This is a genomic window from Kitasatospora sp. NPDC034035 (assembly GCF_055575755.1).
In genome coordinates this window covers 85253-100274 of the sequence record NZ_JBVISA010000005.1, presented here as the reverse complement: position 1 = coordinate 100274, position 15022 = coordinate 85253, and the positions used below count along the sequence as shown (strand labels likewise).

Annotated in this window: 13 protein-coding genes, 7 tRNA genes and 1 pseudogene; 10 read left to right on the top strand and 11 right to left on the bottom strand. The window is 72.8% G+C overall.

The genetic code is table 11. The features are described from left to right. Positions 1 to 56 precede the first annotated feature (56 nt). From thrS to ACZ52J_RS09075, 3 genes are all read right to left on the bottom strand, one after another. Positions 57 to 2036 (bottom strand): threonine--tRNA ligase, encoded by a 1980-nt coding sequence (gene thrS / locus ACZ52J_RS09085; protein WP_360498445.1) that lies wholly within the window; start codon positions 2034 to 2036, stop codon positions 57 to 59. Positions 2037 to 2124: 88 nt separating this feature from the next. Next, positions 2125 to 3288 carry a hypothetical protein gene (locus ACZ52J_RS09080; RefSeq protein WP_465617032.1) on the bottom strand — a complete coding sequence of 388 codons (1164 nt, stop codon included), beginning with the start codon at positions 3286 to 3288 and terminating at the stop codon, positions 2125 to 2127. Positions 3289 to 3320: 32 nt separating this feature from the next. Next, entirely contained in the window at positions 3321 to 3875 is a 555-nt protein-coding gene (locus tag ACZ52J_RS09075; protein WP_465617030.1) for a DUF4365 domain-containing protein, read from the bottom strand. Positions 3876 to 4042: 167 nt separating this feature from the next. On the opposite strand from ACZ52J_RS09075, the gene ACZ52J_RS09070 reads away from it, so the two are divergent. Further along, the gene (locus tag ACZ52J_RS09070; protein WP_465617028.1) at positions 4043 to 4810 is read left to right on the top strand and encodes an exonuclease domain-containing protein; all 768 of its coding nucleotides are present in this window, start codon (positions 4043 to 4045) and stop codon (positions 4808 to 4810) included. A gap of 80 nt (positions 4811 to 4890) precedes the next feature. Here ACZ52J_RS09070 and ACZ52J_RS09065 read toward each other — a convergent pair. From ACZ52J_RS09065 to ACZ52J_RS09055, 3 genes are all read right to left on the bottom strand, one after another. Beyond that, positions 4891 to 4962, bottom strand: a tRNA-Val gene (locus tag ACZ52J_RS09065). A 210-nt stretch (positions 4963 to 5172) separates the two neighbouring features. Then, positions 5173 to 5244 (bottom strand) — tRNA-Val (locus ACZ52J_RS09060). 78 nt (positions 5245 to 5322) lie between these two features. Then, entirely contained in the window at positions 5323 to 5781 is a 459-nt protein-coding gene (locus tag ACZ52J_RS09055; RefSeq protein ID WP_465617026.1) for a TIGR02611 family protein, read from the bottom strand. 195 nt (positions 5782 to 5976) lie between these two features. Here ACZ52J_RS09055 and ACZ52J_RS09050 point away from each other — a divergent pair, with 195 nt between their 5' ends. Together ACZ52J_RS09050 and ACZ52J_RS09045 are read left to right on the top strand one after the other, a co-directional pair. Next, entirely contained in the window at positions 5977 to 6390 is a 414-nt protein-coding gene (locus ACZ52J_RS09050) for an SsgA family sporulation/cell division regulator (protein WP_030056266.1), read from the top strand. Positions 6391 to 6820: 430 nt separating this feature from the next. Beyond that, entirely contained in the window at positions 6821 to 7390 is a 570-nt protein-coding gene (locus tag ACZ52J_RS09045) for a CGNR zinc finger domain-containing protein (RefSeq protein WP_465617024.1), read from the top strand. 53 nt (positions 7391 to 7443) lie between these two features. On the opposite strand, the gene ACZ52J_RS09040 is transcribed toward ACZ52J_RS09045, so the two are convergent. Then, a complete protein-coding gene (locus ACZ52J_RS09040; RefSeq protein WP_465617023.1) occupies positions 7444 to 7899 on the bottom strand; it encodes a hypothetical protein in 456 nt (151 codons plus the stop codon). 110 nt (positions 7900 to 8009) lie between these two features. Here ACZ52J_RS09040 and ACZ52J_RS09035 point away from each other — a divergent pair, with 110 nt between their 5' ends. Beyond that, the gene (locus ACZ52J_RS09035; protein WP_360498431.1) at positions 8010 to 8510 is read left to right on the top strand and encodes a DsbA family protein; all 501 of its coding nucleotides are present in this window, start codon (positions 8010 to 8012) and stop codon (positions 8508 to 8510) included. A 7-nt stretch (positions 8511 to 8517) separates the two neighbouring features. Here the strand turns inward: ACZ52J_RS09035 and ACZ52J_RS09030 are convergent, their stop codons facing one another. From ACZ52J_RS09030 to ACZ52J_RS09020, 3 genes are all read right to left on the bottom strand, one after another. Further along, positions 8518 to 9363 carry a GNAT family N-acetyltransferase gene (locus tag ACZ52J_RS09030; protein WP_465617021.1) on the bottom strand — a complete coding sequence of 282 codons (846 nt, stop codon included), beginning with the start codon at positions 9361 to 9363 and terminating at the stop codon, positions 8518 to 8520. A 79-nt stretch (positions 9364 to 9442) separates the two neighbouring features. Further along, positions 9443 to 10273, bottom strand: a complete 831-nt coding sequence (locus ACZ52J_RS09025; protein WP_360498427.1) for an aminotransferase class IV — start codon at positions 10271 to 10273, stop codon at positions 9443 to 9445. A gap of 42 nt (positions 10274 to 10315) precedes the next feature. Beyond that, the gene (locus ACZ52J_RS09020) at positions 10316 to 11377 is read right to left on the bottom strand and encodes a chorismate-binding protein (protein ID WP_465617018.1); all 1062 of its coding nucleotides are present in this window, start codon (positions 11375 to 11377) and stop codon (positions 10316 to 10318) included. Positions 11378 to 11767: 390 nt separating this feature from the next. Between ACZ52J_RS09020 and ACZ52J_RS09015 the strand changes: the two genes are divergently transcribed. The 5 genes from ACZ52J_RS09015 (at position 11768) to ACZ52J_RS08995 (ending at position 12286) form a co-directional block, all read left to right on the top strand. Then, positions 11768 to 11840, top strand: a tRNA-Gly gene (locus ACZ52J_RS09015). Between the two features lie 40 nt (positions 11841 to 11880). Further along, a tRNA-Cys gene (locus ACZ52J_RS09010) sits at positions 11881 to 11954 on the top strand. Between the two features lie 34 nt (positions 11955 to 11988). Then, positions 11989 to 12060 (top strand) — tRNA-Val (locus tag ACZ52J_RS09005). Between the two features lie 41 nt (positions 12061 to 12101). Then, positions 12102 to 12173 (top strand) — tRNA-Val (locus tag ACZ52J_RS09000). Positions 12174 to 12214: 41 nt separating this feature from the next. Then, a tRNA-Val gene (locus ACZ52J_RS08995) sits at positions 12215 to 12286 on the top strand. A gap of 313 nt (positions 12287 to 12599) precedes the next feature. Here the strand turns inward: ACZ52J_RS08995 and ACZ52J_RS08990 are convergent. Then, positions 12600 to 12803, bottom strand: coding sequence for a hypothetical protein (locus tag ACZ52J_RS08990; protein ID WP_360498423.1), 204 nt, complete (start codon positions 12801 to 12803; stop codon positions 12600 to 12602). A 406-nt stretch (positions 12804 to 13209) separates the two neighbouring features. On the opposite strand from ACZ52J_RS08990, the pseudogene ACZ52J_RS08985 reads away from it, so the two are divergent. Beyond that, a pseudogene (locus tag ACZ52J_RS08985) lies at positions 13210 to 14472 on the top strand (serine/threonine-protein kinase); the annotation flags it as partial. Positions 14473 to 15022 lie beyond the last annotated feature (550 nt).

Here is a 15022-nt window from a genome sequence, read left to right as displayed (position 1 = left end):
GCGCGGGGCAGACTCGTTTCAGAGCCTGCCCCGCGCGTGACGGTACTGCTACCGGATCACACCTGGATGCGGTTCTTCACCGCGTCCACGATCTCGGCGACGGCGTCCGCCACCGGCACGCCGTTCTTCTGCTCGCCGTTGCGGTAGCGGAACGACACCGCGCCCGCCTCGACGTCGTCGTTGCCGGCGATCAGCATGAACGGCACCTTGGTCTTCTGGGCGTTCCTGATCTTCTTCTGCATGCGGTCGTCCGAGGTGTCCACCTCGACCCGGATCCCGTGCTTCTTGAGCTCGGCCGCGACCTCCAGCAGGTACGGCACGTGCTCGTCGGTGATCGGGATGCCGGTCACGGTGACCGGGGCCAGCCACGGCGGCATGGCGCCGGCGTAGTGCTCCAGCAACACCGCGAAGAACCGCTCGATCGAGCCGAACAGCGCGCGGTGGATCATGACCGGCCGCTGACGCGAGCCGTCCGCCGCGGTGTACTCGAGGTCGAAGCGCTCGGGCAGGTTGAAGTCCAGCTGGATGGTCGACATCTGCCAGGTACGACCGATGGCGTCCTTGGCCTGCACCGAGATCTTCGGGCCGTAGAAGGCCGCGCCACCCGGGTCCGGCACCAGCGGCAGGCCCTGCTTCTCGGCCACGGCCGCCAGGACGCGGGTGGCCTCCTCCCAGGTCTCGTCCGAACCGACGTACTTGACCGGGTCCTTGGTCGACAGCTCCAGGTAGAAGTCGGTCAGACCGTAGTCACGGAGGAGGTTGAGCACGAAGGTCAGCGTGGAGTCGAGCTCCTCCGCCATCTGCTCGCGGGTGCAGTAGATGTGGGCGTCGTCCTGCGTGAAGCCGCGGGCACGGGTCAGACCGTGCACCACACCCGACTTCTCGTACCGGTACACCGTCCCGAACTCGAAGAGGCGCAGCGGCAGTTCACGGTACGAGCGGCCGCGCGCGTCGAAGATCAGGTTGTGCATCGGGCAGTTCATCGGCTTGAGGTAGTAGTCCACGCCCTCGTCGAGCTGCATGGGCGGGTACATACCGTCCGCGTACCAGTCGAGGTGGCCGCTCTTCTCGAAGAGCTTCCCCTTGGTGGCGTGCGGGGTGTAGACGAACTCGTAGCCCTCTTCCTCGTGCCGCTTGCGCGAGTAGTCCTCCATCGCGCGGCGGATGATGCCGCCCTTGGGGTGGAAGACGGCGAGGCCGGAGCCGATCTCCTCGGGGATGGAGAAGAGGTCGAGCTCGTTGCCGAGCTTGCGGTGGTCGCGCTTCTCGGCCTCGACGAGGAAGTCCAGGTGGGCCTTGAGCTCGTCCTTGGTCGGCCAGGCGGTGCCGTAGATGCGCTGGAGCATCGGGTTGCGCTCGCTGCCGCGCCAGTAGGCGGCCGCGTTGCGCATCAGCTTGAACGCCGGGATGTGCCGGGTGCTGGGCAGGTGCGGGCCGCGGCAGAGGTCGCCCCAGCACTGCTCGCCGCTCTTGGCGTCCAGGTTGTCGTAGATGGTGAGTTCGCCGGCGCCGACCTCGACGTCGGCGCCCTCGCCGGCGGTGGCGGCGGAGCCCTTGAGGCCGATCAGCTCGAGCTTGTACGGCTCGGCGGCCAGCTCCTCGCGGGCGGACTCGTCGGTGACCACGCGGCGGGAGAACTTCTGCCCGCGCTTGATGATCTCCTGCATGCGCTTCTCGATGGCCTTGAGGTCATCGGGGTGGAAGGGCTTCTCGACGTCGAAGTCGTAGTAGAAGCCGTCCTTGACCGGCGGGCCGATGCCGAGCTTGGCCTCGGGGTAGAGCTGCTGCACGGCCTGGGCCATGACGTGCGCGGTGGAGTGGCGCAGGATGTCGAGGCCGTCCTTGCTGCCGATCGCGACCGGCTCGGCCTCGTCGCCGTCCTGGAGGACGTAGGCGAGGTCCTTGAGCTGGCCGCCGACGCGGGCGGCGATGATCGAGCGGTCGTCGGCGAAGAGCTCGGCGGCCGTAGTGCCCGTGGTCACCACGCGCTCTTCCCGATCGGGTTCGCGGTTGATGATTACCCGGACGTCCGTCACCGGTCTCTCCTGACGTGCTGGATTTCAGAGGACGCAACACTGCGCTGCGCGTGACGATGGTACCGAGAGCGCCGCCCCCGCCGTCCACCTACGTCCCTTCTCCCCCTTCCTCCGTCCCCTCTCCGAGCGACTTCAGCAGCCGCTCGCGGTCCTCTTCCTCCCAGCCGCACAGTTCCAGTCCGTGCGGGCGGGTCAGCCGGCGGAAGCCGCCGTGCCGCTCGAGCCGGCCGGAGATCCGGACCGGCAGCCCGGCGAGGTGGGCCTCGGCGGCGAGCCGGTAGTCGGGGTCGGGCAGTCGGAGCTTGAGTTCGCGGACCTCGGCGCCGCCGAGGACGCGCAGCCGTACCGAGCCCGGGCCGGCCGGGTCGGCGCGCTTGAGCCGGGTGACCACGCCGACCACGGTGACGGCGACGGCGGGCTCGATCCGTTCCAGCAGTTCGGCGGCCTCGGCCAGGGCGGGCAGGTCGCCGGGTGAGAAGTCGAGGACGACCCGGCGGTCCCCGAAGCCGCCCGGGGTGCCGGCGGCGGGCGACCAGGCGACGGTGAGCCGGGCCGCGGTCGCGCCGCGTACGAGTTCCTCGACGGATTGGACGAGTTCCCGGCTGACCCCGGCCTGGACGGCGTTCTCGAAGGCCTCGGGCCCGCCGCTGACCCGGCGGTAGTCGACCGCGTCGCGCAGCGCCTCCAGGGCGCGGACGAGGGTGGTGACGGCGGCGCGGCCTTCGGGGGCGGGGGTGTGGGCGGTGAGGGCGGTGCCTTGTTCGACCACCAGGACGCGGTCCAGGAAGTCCCCGGCGGGGCCGTCCAGCCGGGCTCCGAAGTAGGCGGCCCTGGTCCGGGCGGCCTTGGCTCCGGCGGCGAGCATCCCGCGTGCCGCCTGCCGGAGCCGCTCGGCGTCGTCCCAGGGGGTGGCCTCGGCGGAGCCGGGCGGTTCGCGGCGCCAGCGCAGTTCGTCGCCGGGGACGGCGAGGGCGAGCAGGATCGATCGGGCCGAGGGGGTGCGGGACCGGGAGAGCGCGGTGACGGCGTCGGCGAGGAGTTCGACGGCGTCGTCGAAGCCGTCTCCGGTGGGGACGAGGAGGCTGGTGCCGGGTTCGTCGTCGGGCGGGGTCCAGCGGCCGTAGCGGGCGGCCGGTCCGCCGCGGCGGACCCAGCCGTGCCGGGCGAGCAGGGTGGCCAGCACCGCGGGGTCGACGGTGGCCGGGTCGGGCAGGGCCTGGGCCGGCTCACCCGGTCCGTACGGCGGTGTCATGGGGTCGGCTCCTCGCTGCCGGGGCCGGGCGGTCACGGGCTGCCACCCGCGCCGACCCGGGCCATGATGTCGCAGAGCGCGCGGTCGTCGAAGACCTTGTCGGTGGGCACCCGGACGTTGGTGCGCCGCTGTCCGGTGACCGGGTGGCCGGCCAGGTTGACCCAGTAGCAGCAGTGCCGCAGCTCCAGGGCGTCCGGGCGGGCCCGCAGCCAGTGGTCGACCCGGCTCGGCAGCAGCATCACGACCAGGATCCGGGGCACGGCGACCCGGGCCCGGGCGAGTTTGCGCAGGTGGTCGTTGTCCAGCGTGAAGCTGAAGAACCGCCCGGCCGGGTCGGGCGCGATCTGCTGGGTGGCCTTGAGCTGGATCTTGATGGTGACCTCGTCGTCCACCTCGTGCGCCCGGGACCCGTGGTTGACCTGCCAGTCGATGCCGTTGTCCGGGAACGGCTGGGAGAGCGAGCAGCCGGCCGCGGCGGCGACCGCGTGCAGATAGCCGACCTGCAGCGTCTCCATGCAGGCGGTGACCGCGAGGTTCCCGCGCAGGACGGCCGCCGCTTCTTCGGGCTGCGGCTGTGTCAGTGCCATCGCCCGTGGCCTCCCCCGGCTCCGGGCCCGTCCGGATTCGAACGGGACAGTCGATTCGAACGGGACGGTCATGGGCAGGATCCCCGGTCCGGCCTGGGCCAAACGGGTTGAAGGGCCGTCAGTCCCGGGTATCAACCGGGCGCGGAACGCTTGCCTGAGGGGCAGTCATGCAGCAGCACTGGTACACCGGCCCACTCGCCTCCTTCGACACCGAGACCACCGGCGTGGACGTGGAGCACGATCGGATCGTCTCCGCCGCCCTGGTCGTCCAACTCGCCCCGGGCACACCGGTGCGGACCACCACCTGGCTCGCCGATCCGGGCGTTCCGATCCCGGACGGCGCCCGCGCGGTGCACGGCATCACCGACGAGCACGTCCGGTTGCACGGCCGGCCGGCCCGCTCGGTGGTGGCGGAGGTCACCCGCGCGCTGGCGGCCGAGGCCCGGGCCGGGCACCCGGTGGTGGTGATGAACGCGCCCTACGACCTGACGCTGCTGGACCGGGAGTTGCGCCGCCATCACGGGCTGACGCTGGTCGGCGGTCTGGCGGCGGCCGGGCTGCAGGTGCTGGATCCGCGGGTGCTGGACAAGCACGTGGACCGCTACCGCAAGGGCCGCCGGACCCTGACCGACCTGTGTGCCCACTACGGCGTGGAGCTGGCCGGGGCGCACGACGCGGGGGCGGACGCGACGGCGGCGCTGGCGCTGACCCGGCGAATAGGCGCCCGCTACCCGGCGGCGCTCGGCGGGCTGACGGCGGCTGAGCTGCACCTGCGACAGGGGGTCTGGCACGCGGCGCAGGCACGCGGGCTGCAGAGCTGGTTCGACCGCTCGGGGGTGGCGGAGCGGGTGGACCTCTCGTGGCCGCTGCGGCCGGCCCGGTGCGGCTGCGGGCGCCGGTTGGAACCGGAGCACGGCTGCGAGGCGGCGGCGTAGCGGGCGGCCCCGGAAGCTCGGGCCCGGAACGCGCCGCAGGCCCTGACCGGTTTCCTGGTCAGGGCCTGCGTGCTGTCCGGTGGGCGATACTGGGATCGAACCAGTGACCCCTTCGGTGTGAACGAAGTGCTCTCCCGCTGAGCTAATCGCCCGGGCAACGAGAAGAACTGTAGCACCATTCGGGGGGTGTCGTACAACTCGCCCGTTCCGGGGTACCGCCGACACATCCACAGAACTCGCGCTCCACGCGGAAGGTGACTGTGCTTCAGCCGATTACCGACGGCCCTTCAGGCGGATTCCGGAAATACATGTAAGGCCCAGCCGATAATCGGCCGGGCCTCACATATCACAATGCATTCCGGTGGGCGATACTGGGATCGAACCAGTGACCCCTTCGGTGTGAACGAAGTGCTCTCCCGCTGAGCTAATCGCCCGGGTGCAGGGAAAACATTACCGCATCCCGGAGGGTGGTCCGAACACCCTCCCTGGTCGCCGGCCCGGGCCCGGGCCGCTCAGCTCTCGTCCAGCCGCCAGGGGACGACCAGGCCGTAGCGGGCGAGGTACCAGGCCCCCACCGCGACGACGGCGGCCAGCCCGATCGCGGTGACCGTCAGGTTGCGGCGGCGCACCCGCGGGTCCAGGGCCCGCCGGGCGGCCTCGGCGACCTTGTGGCGGGTCCAGCGCAGGGCCAGCCGGGCCCAGACGAACTCGGTGGCCCAGATCCCCATGCCCAGGAAGATCACCACCCAGCCGGGGCCGGGCAGCGGCAGCATCACCACGCCGAGCCCGACCACGGCGAGGCCGACCAGGAAGACCGCCACCTGCCAGGCCCGGTGCAGAGCGCGGGAACGGCGCACGAAGGCCGGAGCCCGGGAGCCGACCGCCCGGGAGCCGCCGACCGCCGTGTCATCCGGCGTGACGGCTTCACCCGTTCTCGTGTTCCCGCCCGTCTTGTCGTTTCGCACAGTCATGCCAGGAAACTAACCAAGAAGTGGCTCGGTAATGCCCGGCCCGGCCGCTCCGCGACGATTCCGCAATGCGCCGTAAGGGGTACGACTCGCGCCCGAATCGGGACAGAGGGGTTTACATCGGTCTTGGGGGTGGGATGGTCCGTTCGCCGACGTGCGATTCCCCGAGCGCACACTGAGCGAAAGGCCATGGCGCTTATGAACACCACGGTCAGCTGCGAGCTGCACCTGCGCCTCATCGTGTCCAGCGAGTCCTCACTGCCCGTCCCCGCGGGCCTGCGCTACGACACTGCCGACCCCTACGCCGTGCACGCGACGTTCCACACGGGCGCCGACGAGACCGTGGAGTGGGTGTTCGCCCGAGATCTCCTCGCGGAGGGGCTGCATCGACCCACCGGTACCGGCGACGTCCGGGTGTGGCCGTCGCGCAGTCACGGGCAAGGGGTGGTCTGCATCGCGCTGAGCTCTCCGGAAGGAGAAGCCCTGCTGGAGGCCCCTGCCCGGGCGCTTGAGTCGTTCCTCAAGCGGACGGACGCCGCGGTGCCGCCCGGCACCGAACACCGCCACTTCGACCTCGACCGGGAGCTGTCCCACATCCTCGCCGAAAGCTGACCCCGACCGGAGGCGGTCACGCCCCGCCGACGGCGGAGCAGCACCCCCTGCCGTCATCGCAGCCGTCCTACTCGGGGGCACGGCAGCGGACTGAGCCGCGCACGACGCGGTCTCGGGGCCGGCGGATGGCCCGCTCCCACCGGAGCGGGCCCACAGCACCGCAGGCGCCCGGCACCGGAGCCGGCCATCCGAACGGGTGGCCGGCCTCGGTGCCGGGCGCCGACGTCTGTCCGGGGTCGCGCCCAGCCGCGGTCTCCGTACGCCGATCCGGGGGCGCAGCGGCGGGACGGCGCCCGGTTTCGGATGCTCTGACGGGATCCGTACACGCATTCGAAAGGACGCGCCGCCCTTCTGGCACAAGGCCCGGTATGGTCTGGGGGTAACCGTGGACGCGGGGTATCGGAGTCCCCCTGCGCGAGGAGCCCCCAACGTGCTGATCACCCATGACACCGAGTGCGCGCTGAGCATCCTCGTGGAGCTGCTCAACACCGCACCCGAGGTGTGCGGCGCCGAGCGGCTGCCGGACGTCGCCGCGCTCGACGCCTTCGTGGTCCGCCAGGAGATCAGCGAGATCGACTCGCTGACGGAGGGCGACCTGCGCCGGGTGCACGAGCTGCGCACCCGGCTGCGCGAGGTGTTCGGGACGGAATCCACCGCAGAGGCCGCCGAGCTGGTCAACGCGATCGTCGCGGCCGCCGGGACGACGCCCCGGCTGACCAACCATGACGACCACGACTGGCACATCCACTACTTCGCGCCGCACGCCGCGCTCGGCGACCACCTGGCGGCCGAGCTGGGCATGGCGCTGGCCTTCATCCTCATGGCGGGCGAGCGGGAGCGGCTGCGCCGGTGCGAGGCGCCGGACTGCGCGCGGGTCTTCGTGGACCTCTCCCGGAACCGCTCCCGGCGCTACTGCGACAGCCGCACCTGCGGCAACCGGCTGCACGTCGCCGCGTACCGGGCTCGCCAGCGCTCGGCCGAGGCCGTCCCCTCCGCCTGAGCGGGATCCCGCGTTCGGGATCCCGCCCTCGGATCGGCGGTCGGATGCGGCGGTCAGATCCCGCGCTTGCGGAGGATCTCCTCGATGTCGTCGAAGTCGCCGAGGCCGTCGTCGCGCTTGCCGCCACCCTGCTTCTTCGCCGCCTTGGGCGCCGGTGCCACCGCCGGGCGCTCGGGCGCCGGTCCGGCGGCCGCGGGGCGCTCCGGCGAGGCCTCGACGGCGCTGCGGCGGCCCACCCAGCGGGTGGTGACCAGCAGGACGGCGGAGACCCCGAGCAGCACGATGCCGGCCCACACCCGGGGGTCGAAGACCAGGTTCGCCGCCCAGTCGGCGAACGCCCGGCCGATCGTGCTCGCCAGCGGGAACAGCCCGGTCAGGTAGAGCCCGGCGGGCAGCAGGGCGACCGCGAACCAGCGGGTCGCCGACAGGAAGCGCCGCTTGTAGGCCCGCAGGCCCGCGACGGCCACCCCGCCCGCGGTGAGGATGAAGCTGATCGCCGCGCTCAGCACGGGGCCACCCCTTCGCGTCCGGTCGTCCTGGTCATCGGTGCCTCCCTGTCGGTCCGCCCTCGGGCGCACCACCGGCCGGAGCGGGCGCCCACTAGTGGAACACTGGGGGAATGATCGATGGTTCCCTCCCCCGCCTTGAGTTCTGGTGCGACCTGCAGTGCCCGGACTGCCGTACCGCGCTGGACGACGTCCGGGCGCTCCGCGCGCAGTACGGCGACGCGCTCCCCGTGGAGCTGCGGCACTTCCCGTTGGAGAAGCACAAGCACGCCTACGCCGCCGCGGAGGCGGCCGAGGAGGCGTTCGCCCAGGGGCTCGGCTGGCCGTTCGTGGAGGCGCTGCTGGCCCGGGTCGAGGAGCTGGACGCGCGGGGGCAGCAGGTGCTGCTGGACGTCGCCCGCGAGGTCGGAGTGGACGTCGAGGAGGTCGACACCGCGCTGATCGACGGCCGGCACATGCTGACCGTCGACTCCGACCAGGCCGAGGGGAAGGCGATCGGGGTCACAGGCACGCCGACGTACGTGATCGGCGGCGAGCGCCTGGACGGCGGGCAGAGCCAGGACGGTCTGCGGGAGCGGATCACGGCCGTCATCGAGGCGTCGAGGGCTTCCTGACGGCACGTCAGAGCGCCTTGCCGTAGAGGCGCTCGGTGGCCGAGTAGCCGAGCGAGTCGTAGAGCCGGATGGCGATCTCGTTGTCGGCAAAGACGTTGAGGCCGAGGTTGCGCACGCCGGCGGCGAGGCACTCCCGCTCGGCGAGCAGCATCAGGGCGCGGCCGTGTCCGCGGCCCCGGTGGGCCGGGAACACCTCCACCACCATCACCCAGGCGAGCGGTTCGCCGTCCGGCAGGTCGCGCAGGTGGAGGGCCACCCAGATCGAGCCGCACGGCTCCGGCCCGCCGGCGGCGTCGTACAGACTGCTCAGGACGGCGCCGGGGGTCTCGGCGCCCTGCGGGAGCAGGTTCCGCCGATCGCCGCCCGACTTGGCGCGCGCCTGCTCCTCGGTGAGGCCGGAGGCCACGAGCGAGTGGGCGAAGCGCTCCGCGCCCCCGTCGAGCCAGGCCTGAAGTGCCGCGGGGTCGATCGGGCGCGCGGTCAGTCCGGCGGGCAGGGCGGGGGCGTCGGTCAGGCGCTTGTTCAGGGTCCGCATCCGCTCGGTGTAGCCGAGGGTGGCGGCGAGGGCGCGGGCGATCGGCGCCGATTCGGGGATCCTGGCGTCCACCCGGACGCAGCCCCAGTGGCGCAGCACCTCCTCCGCGGCCAGCGCGCCGAACGTGCCGCGGCCCCGGCCGCGCCCTTCGGTGACTTCCAACTCCGATATATCACCCCAGAGTTGGCCGCCGTACGGGGTGGAGGTGGTGCGCAGTGTGCCGACCGGGTGGCCGTTCGACAGGATCCGCCAGCGTCTGGTGCGGCCACCGGCCGCGGTGGGTGTCTCCGGGCCCTCGGGGCGCAGCGTGGTGGTCATGTGGTGGTCCCTTCCCCTTGCTCGGGAGGTTATCCACGAGGCCGTCCACGCGGCCGGTTCCGTCTCCCGGAGGCGGGCATCACGGGTCGAGGTCGTCGCCGCTGCGCTCGGTGAAGACGGCCATGGCCTTCGCGGTCACGGGGCCGATGCCGGGCAGTTCGCGGTCGTCGACGCGGGTGACGGCCTGGACGTCGCGGGTGGTGGAGGTCAGGAAGACCTCCTCGGCGTCCTGGAGGGCGTCGAGCGGGAGGTCGGCCTCCTCGGCGCCGCACCAGTCGATGACGAGCCGCCGGGTGATGCCGGCCAGGCAGCCGGAGGCGAGGGCCGGGGTGAGCAGGCGGCCGCCGATGACCACGAAGACGTTGGAGCCGGTGCCCTCGCAGAGTCGGCCGGCGGTGTTGGCGAACAGGGCCTCGGAGGCGCCGGCGCGATGGGCGGCGGCCAGGGCGACGACGTTCTCGGCGTACGAGGTGGTCTTGAGGCCCGCGACGGCGCTGTGCTCGTTGCGGCGCCAGGGGACGACGGCGACGGCGGTCTCGTCGGGGCGGCGGTTGATGGCGCCGAGGGCGACGACGAGGGTGGGGCCGGTGGTGCCGCGCTCCGAGCCGAGCGGGGCCTGCCCGCCGGTGTAGGTCACGCGCAGGCGGCCGAGCGGCGCGGGGTTGGCGGCGAGGACCTGGGCGCAGGCCTCGCGGACCAGGTCGTGGTCGGGGTCGGGCAGGCCGAGGCCGCGGGCGGAGCGGGTGAGCCGGTCGAGGTGGCGGGTGACCGCGAAGGCCTTGCCGTCGACGGTCTTCATGGTCTCGAAGACGCCGTCGCCGGTGGTGAGGCCGTGGTCGAGGACCGAGACGGCGGCGTCGGCGGAGTCGACGAGGGTGCCGTTGACCCAGCTCGTGGTGCGGTTGTGCATCGAGGTCTGCTCCTCAGCGGTGGGCGCGGTGAGCGGTGCGGCTCATTCCCCGGTCTGGTCGGGTTCGCGGCCCGACGCTATCGCGACCAGTCGGGCGGCCTTCAGTTCGGTTTCCGCCCACTCGCGGTCGGGGTCGGAGCCCCAGGTGATGCCGGCGCCGGTGCCGAAGCGCAGGACGGGCGTGCCGGGGTCGGTCCGGTCGAGCCAGAAGGTGCGGATGCCGACGGCGAGTTCGCCCTCGCCGCGGTCGGCGTCGACCCAGCCGACGCCGCCGCAGTAGGGGCCGCGCGGGGCGGTCTCCAGGGCGTCGATGATCCGCAGCGCGCTGGATTTGGGGGCGCCGGTGACGGAGCCGGGCGGGAAGGTGGCGGTGAGGAGTCCGGGCCAGCCGACGTCCTCGCGCAGGGTGCCCTCGACGGTGGAGACCAGGTGGACCAGGCCGGGGTGCTTCTCGACGGCGCAGAGGTCGGGGACGGTGACGCTGCCGGTGTCGCAGACGCGGCCGAGGTCGTTGCGGACCAGGTCCACGATCATCACGTTCTCGGCGTGGTCCTTGTCGAGGAGGTCGTCCTCGGTGCGGCCGGTGCCCTTGATCGGGCCGGAGGAGACGGTGCGGCCGGTGCGGCGCAGGTAGAGCTCGGGTGAGGCAGTGGCGATCTCGACGCCGTGCCCGGGCAGTCGGATGGTGCCGGCGTAGGGGGCGGGGTTGCCGTGGGCGAGGAGGCCGGTGAGGGCGTCGATGTCGCTGAGGTCCGGGTCGGGCAGCGGCGCGGACAGCACCCGGCAGAGGTTGGCCTGGTAGACCTCGCCGGCGGCTATGTGCTCGCGGATGCGGCGTACGCCCGCGGTGTAGGCGGTGCGGTCCAGGGAGCTGTGCCAGCTGCCGGCGTCCGGGCCGCGCCAGCCGGCGCCGGAGGGCGGGGCGGGGGCGGGGCGGACCTCGTCGAAGCGGGCGCAGGTCAGTCGGCCCTCGAAGTCGTAGGCGACGGCCCAGTAGCCGGAGGAGTCGAGGGCGGCCGGGTCCGAGGTGACGTCGCGCAGTCCGGTGGCCAGGCGGCCGCCGAAGCGGGCGAGCGGGGTGCTGGGGTCGGGGTGGCCGGACACGGTTCTCCTGCGCGGTGTGCTGGGCGGCGGTGCCTGAAGTGTAGGTCGGGGGCACGGGCCCGGCCCTGGTGAGCCGCCGTGCGACGGCGCGCGAGCCGGGGCGTGAGCCTGGAGGTGGCCTCCGGCCCCTGGTGCGGGTCCGGAGACGGGCCCGCGGACGAGCGGCCTCGGGCGTCGCGCAGGTGTGCGTCGGGTGGCGTGCGGATGATCGTCCGGGAGCGCCGCAGGTAGCGGCCGTGGCCGCCCGTGAGGGCTGACGGAACGGCACGCGGGGGGCATCCCCTCGGCACGCTGCGGGAACGGATTTTTAGCTGGCCCAGGAATCCGCTAGAGTTCAACACGTCGCCAGGGAGCGCAGCCGAGAAAAACGGTGAAGATCCCGGGAGACAGGCGGACGTGGCTCAGTTGGTAGAGCATCACCTTGCCAAGGTGAGGGTCGCGAGTTCGAATCTCGTCGTCCGCTCGATGGAGAACAGTGTAAGATCGTTCTTCGTGTGTTGCCTGGTGGAGTGGCCGAGAGGCGAGGCAACGGCCTGCAAAGCCGTGTACACGGGTTCAAATCCCGTCTCCACCTCCAAGAGGTTCACCCGGTTCCACCGGGAGACCTCCCCGCGCGATTAGCTCAGCGGGAGAGCACTACCTTGACACGGTAGGGGTCACTGGTTCAATCCCAGTATCGCGCACGTCGGGCCCTTCGGGGTCTGCTGCAGGACCGCCACACCAGGCGCGATTAGCTCAGCGGGAGAGCACTACCTTGACACGGTAGGGGTCACTGGTTCAATCCCAGTATCGCGCACGTCGGATCCTTCGGGGTCTGCTGCAGGACCGCCACACCAGGCGCGATTAGCTCAGCGGGAGAGCACTACCTTGACACGGTAGGGGTCACTGGTTCAATCCCAGTATCGCGCACAGTAACGGCCGGGGTCGCAATCCGTAAGGGTTGCGGCCCCGGCCTTTTGCATGCACCGGTCGTGGTGAGGATCGGCCGGTCGTCATGAACCGGTCGTCATGAAGGAGAAGAGCCGCGTACGGACGCCCTCACCGACGTCCGTACGCGGCGTCTCCGCCTGCCGGGGCGCTCTGCGCACCGCTCACGCCCGTCCGCGTGTCAGCGCGGCCGCGGCCCTCCCCGGCGGCACCGCTCCCCGTCCCCAGGGGACCGGTGCCCGTTCTGTGGCCGCCCGCAGGGGGCGGCGTCCTTTCTCAGGTGGCGCCTGAGACCTCAGCGGCCGATCAGATCGGCGACTGCCTGGGCCTGGTTCGCCATCTGGTCCCATCCACCGAAGAGCAGGACCAGGAGCACGGCGCACGGCAGGGCCATGGCCAACGCCACCGCGGGGTGCCGGGTGGGCTGCTCCGTGGTGGACCGGGACTGGACGGAGGCCGGCCGACGGCGGCGGGGGGTTCCCGTGAGCTGCGGTGCCATGCCCTGACTCCTGATCCGGTCGAGTTGGCGCGGTGGACGGCTTACCTCGGGGGACGAGCTCCCCGTCCACCGCTGGGCACAACGCTATTGGTCAGGGGGCCCTGCGGACGTCATGCCGTCGTACTGTTCCTCGGACGTCCCGGAGGATGACGCCCGGACTTGAGGCCTACTACCGCAGGGGGAGGGAAGGCTGATCCGACCCCCGAGGGAACCCTGAGGGCCAACCCCGAGAGGCGATCCGGCACCCCTGTGACCTGCAGGTCAACGCAAGATCAGACAATCGCACGGCGGCTTCAGGTGTTGCGTATCAGCACACCGCAGCGGGCAGTCCGTAAGCTGTGCCAGGCAGGAACTGACGATGGCCCAACCGACGGGGCCTCACCCACAGGCTGACGGAGAACGGAACATGGCGATGATGCGGCTGAGGCGTGAGGACCCCCGCATCGTCGGGCCGTACCGCCTGCACCGGCGACTGGGCGCCGGCGGCATGGGTGTGGTCTACCTCGGGTCCGACCGCCGCGGGCAGCGCGTCGCGCTCAAGCTGATCCGCGCCGAACTCGCCGAGGACCAGGAGTTCCGCACCCGCTTCGCCCGCGAGATCGCCGCCGCCTCCCGGATCCGGGGCGGCTGCACCGCCCGCGTGGTCGGCTCGGACATCGAGGCCGACCGGCCCTGGCTGGCCACCGCCTACGTGCCCGGGCCCTCGCTGTACAAGCAGGTCGGCGACGAGGGGCCGATGAGCTGGCCCGAGGCGGCCCGGATCGGGGCCGCGCTCGCCGACGGGCTGGTCAAGGTGCACGAGGCCGGGGTGGTCCACCGCGACCTCAAACCCTCCAACATCCTGCTCTCACCGCGTGGCCCGCGGATCATCGACTTCGGCATCGCGTGGTCGCGCGGCGCCAGCACGCTCACCCACGTCGGCACGGCGGTCGGCTCCCCCGGCTTCCTCGCCCCCGAGCAGGTACGCGGGGTCGCCGTCACGCCCGCCACCGACGTCTTCGCCTTCGGGGCCACCCTCGCGTACGCGCTCACCGGGGACACCCCGTTCGGGTCGGGGGCGTCGTCCGAGGTGATGCTGTACCGGGTCGTCCACGAGGAACCCGACCTGTCCACGGTGCCGCCCCAGCTCGCTCCACTGATCCGGGCCTGCCTGGCCAAGGAACCCGCCGAACGGCCCGGCGCGGCCGCGCTGCACGAGCGGCTCAGCGAACTGGCGGCGCGCGCCACGGCGGCCGGGGCCTCCGGCGGCGGTGCGCGCGCGGCCCGGCCGGGACGGGCGGCGGCCGCACCCGCCCCGCACGACGGTGCCCGGCCGGGCGTTCCGGCGCCCGGACGCTCGCCCGAGCCGCCCGCCGCTGCGCGGGCCCGGGCGGCCGCGGGCCGTGCCGGTGCGCCGGTTTCCGGAACGGCGGGGCGCCGCCCGCACGGGGCGGCCGCGCCGCTCCCCCGGCCCGAGCCGACACCCGTGACCCGTCCGCTGCGCCGGCGTCCCGACCGTCCGCACACTCCGCCCCCGGACCGGCCCGGCCCCCGGGACCGCCAGCACACCCCCGCCCCCGGCGGGCGGCCCGGCACGGCACGGCAGCGGCTGCTGCGGCAGCGGCTCGTGGTCTTCGTCACCGTGACCATCGGGGTGGCGCTGGCCATCGCGGCGGCGCAGGGATGCGAGGACCGGGGCAACCAGGGTCTGAGGCCGCCCACCGGGGTGGTCGCGAGTGTGAGCGGCGGCGGTGCCAGTGGTGGCAGCGGCGGCGGCCAACTGGCGGTGCCGGGGACGTCCGTGGACGTCGCCCCGCAGCCCTCGGCCACGCCCCTCCCGGCAGCGGCGCGCGGCGGCGCGGCGGACGGCTCCCTGGCTGCCCCGCAGGCGCCGGTGCCGGCGGTCGACTGGCCGAACCGCAGCTACCCCGACGGCGCGGGCGGACCGGCCATCGCGCTGAAGGACGGGCACTCGGCCGGGGCCGGGCCGCAGGTCGCCCTGAGCGCGGTGCTGCCGGCCCGGTACAAGGGCCTGCCGGCCGCGGTCGTGGTCCTGCGGCGGGCGGAGGGCTCGGCGCCGGTCGACCTCGTCCAGCTCTACACCTTCGCCGGGGACACGCCTGTCGCCACCACCTCCCGCACCTCGGCGGCGGACCCGCAGGCGACGGCCGCCTGGCGACTGGACGGCAGCACGGTCGTCCGCGAGGAGCGCGTCGCCGCCACCGGCGCCGTCACCTCCA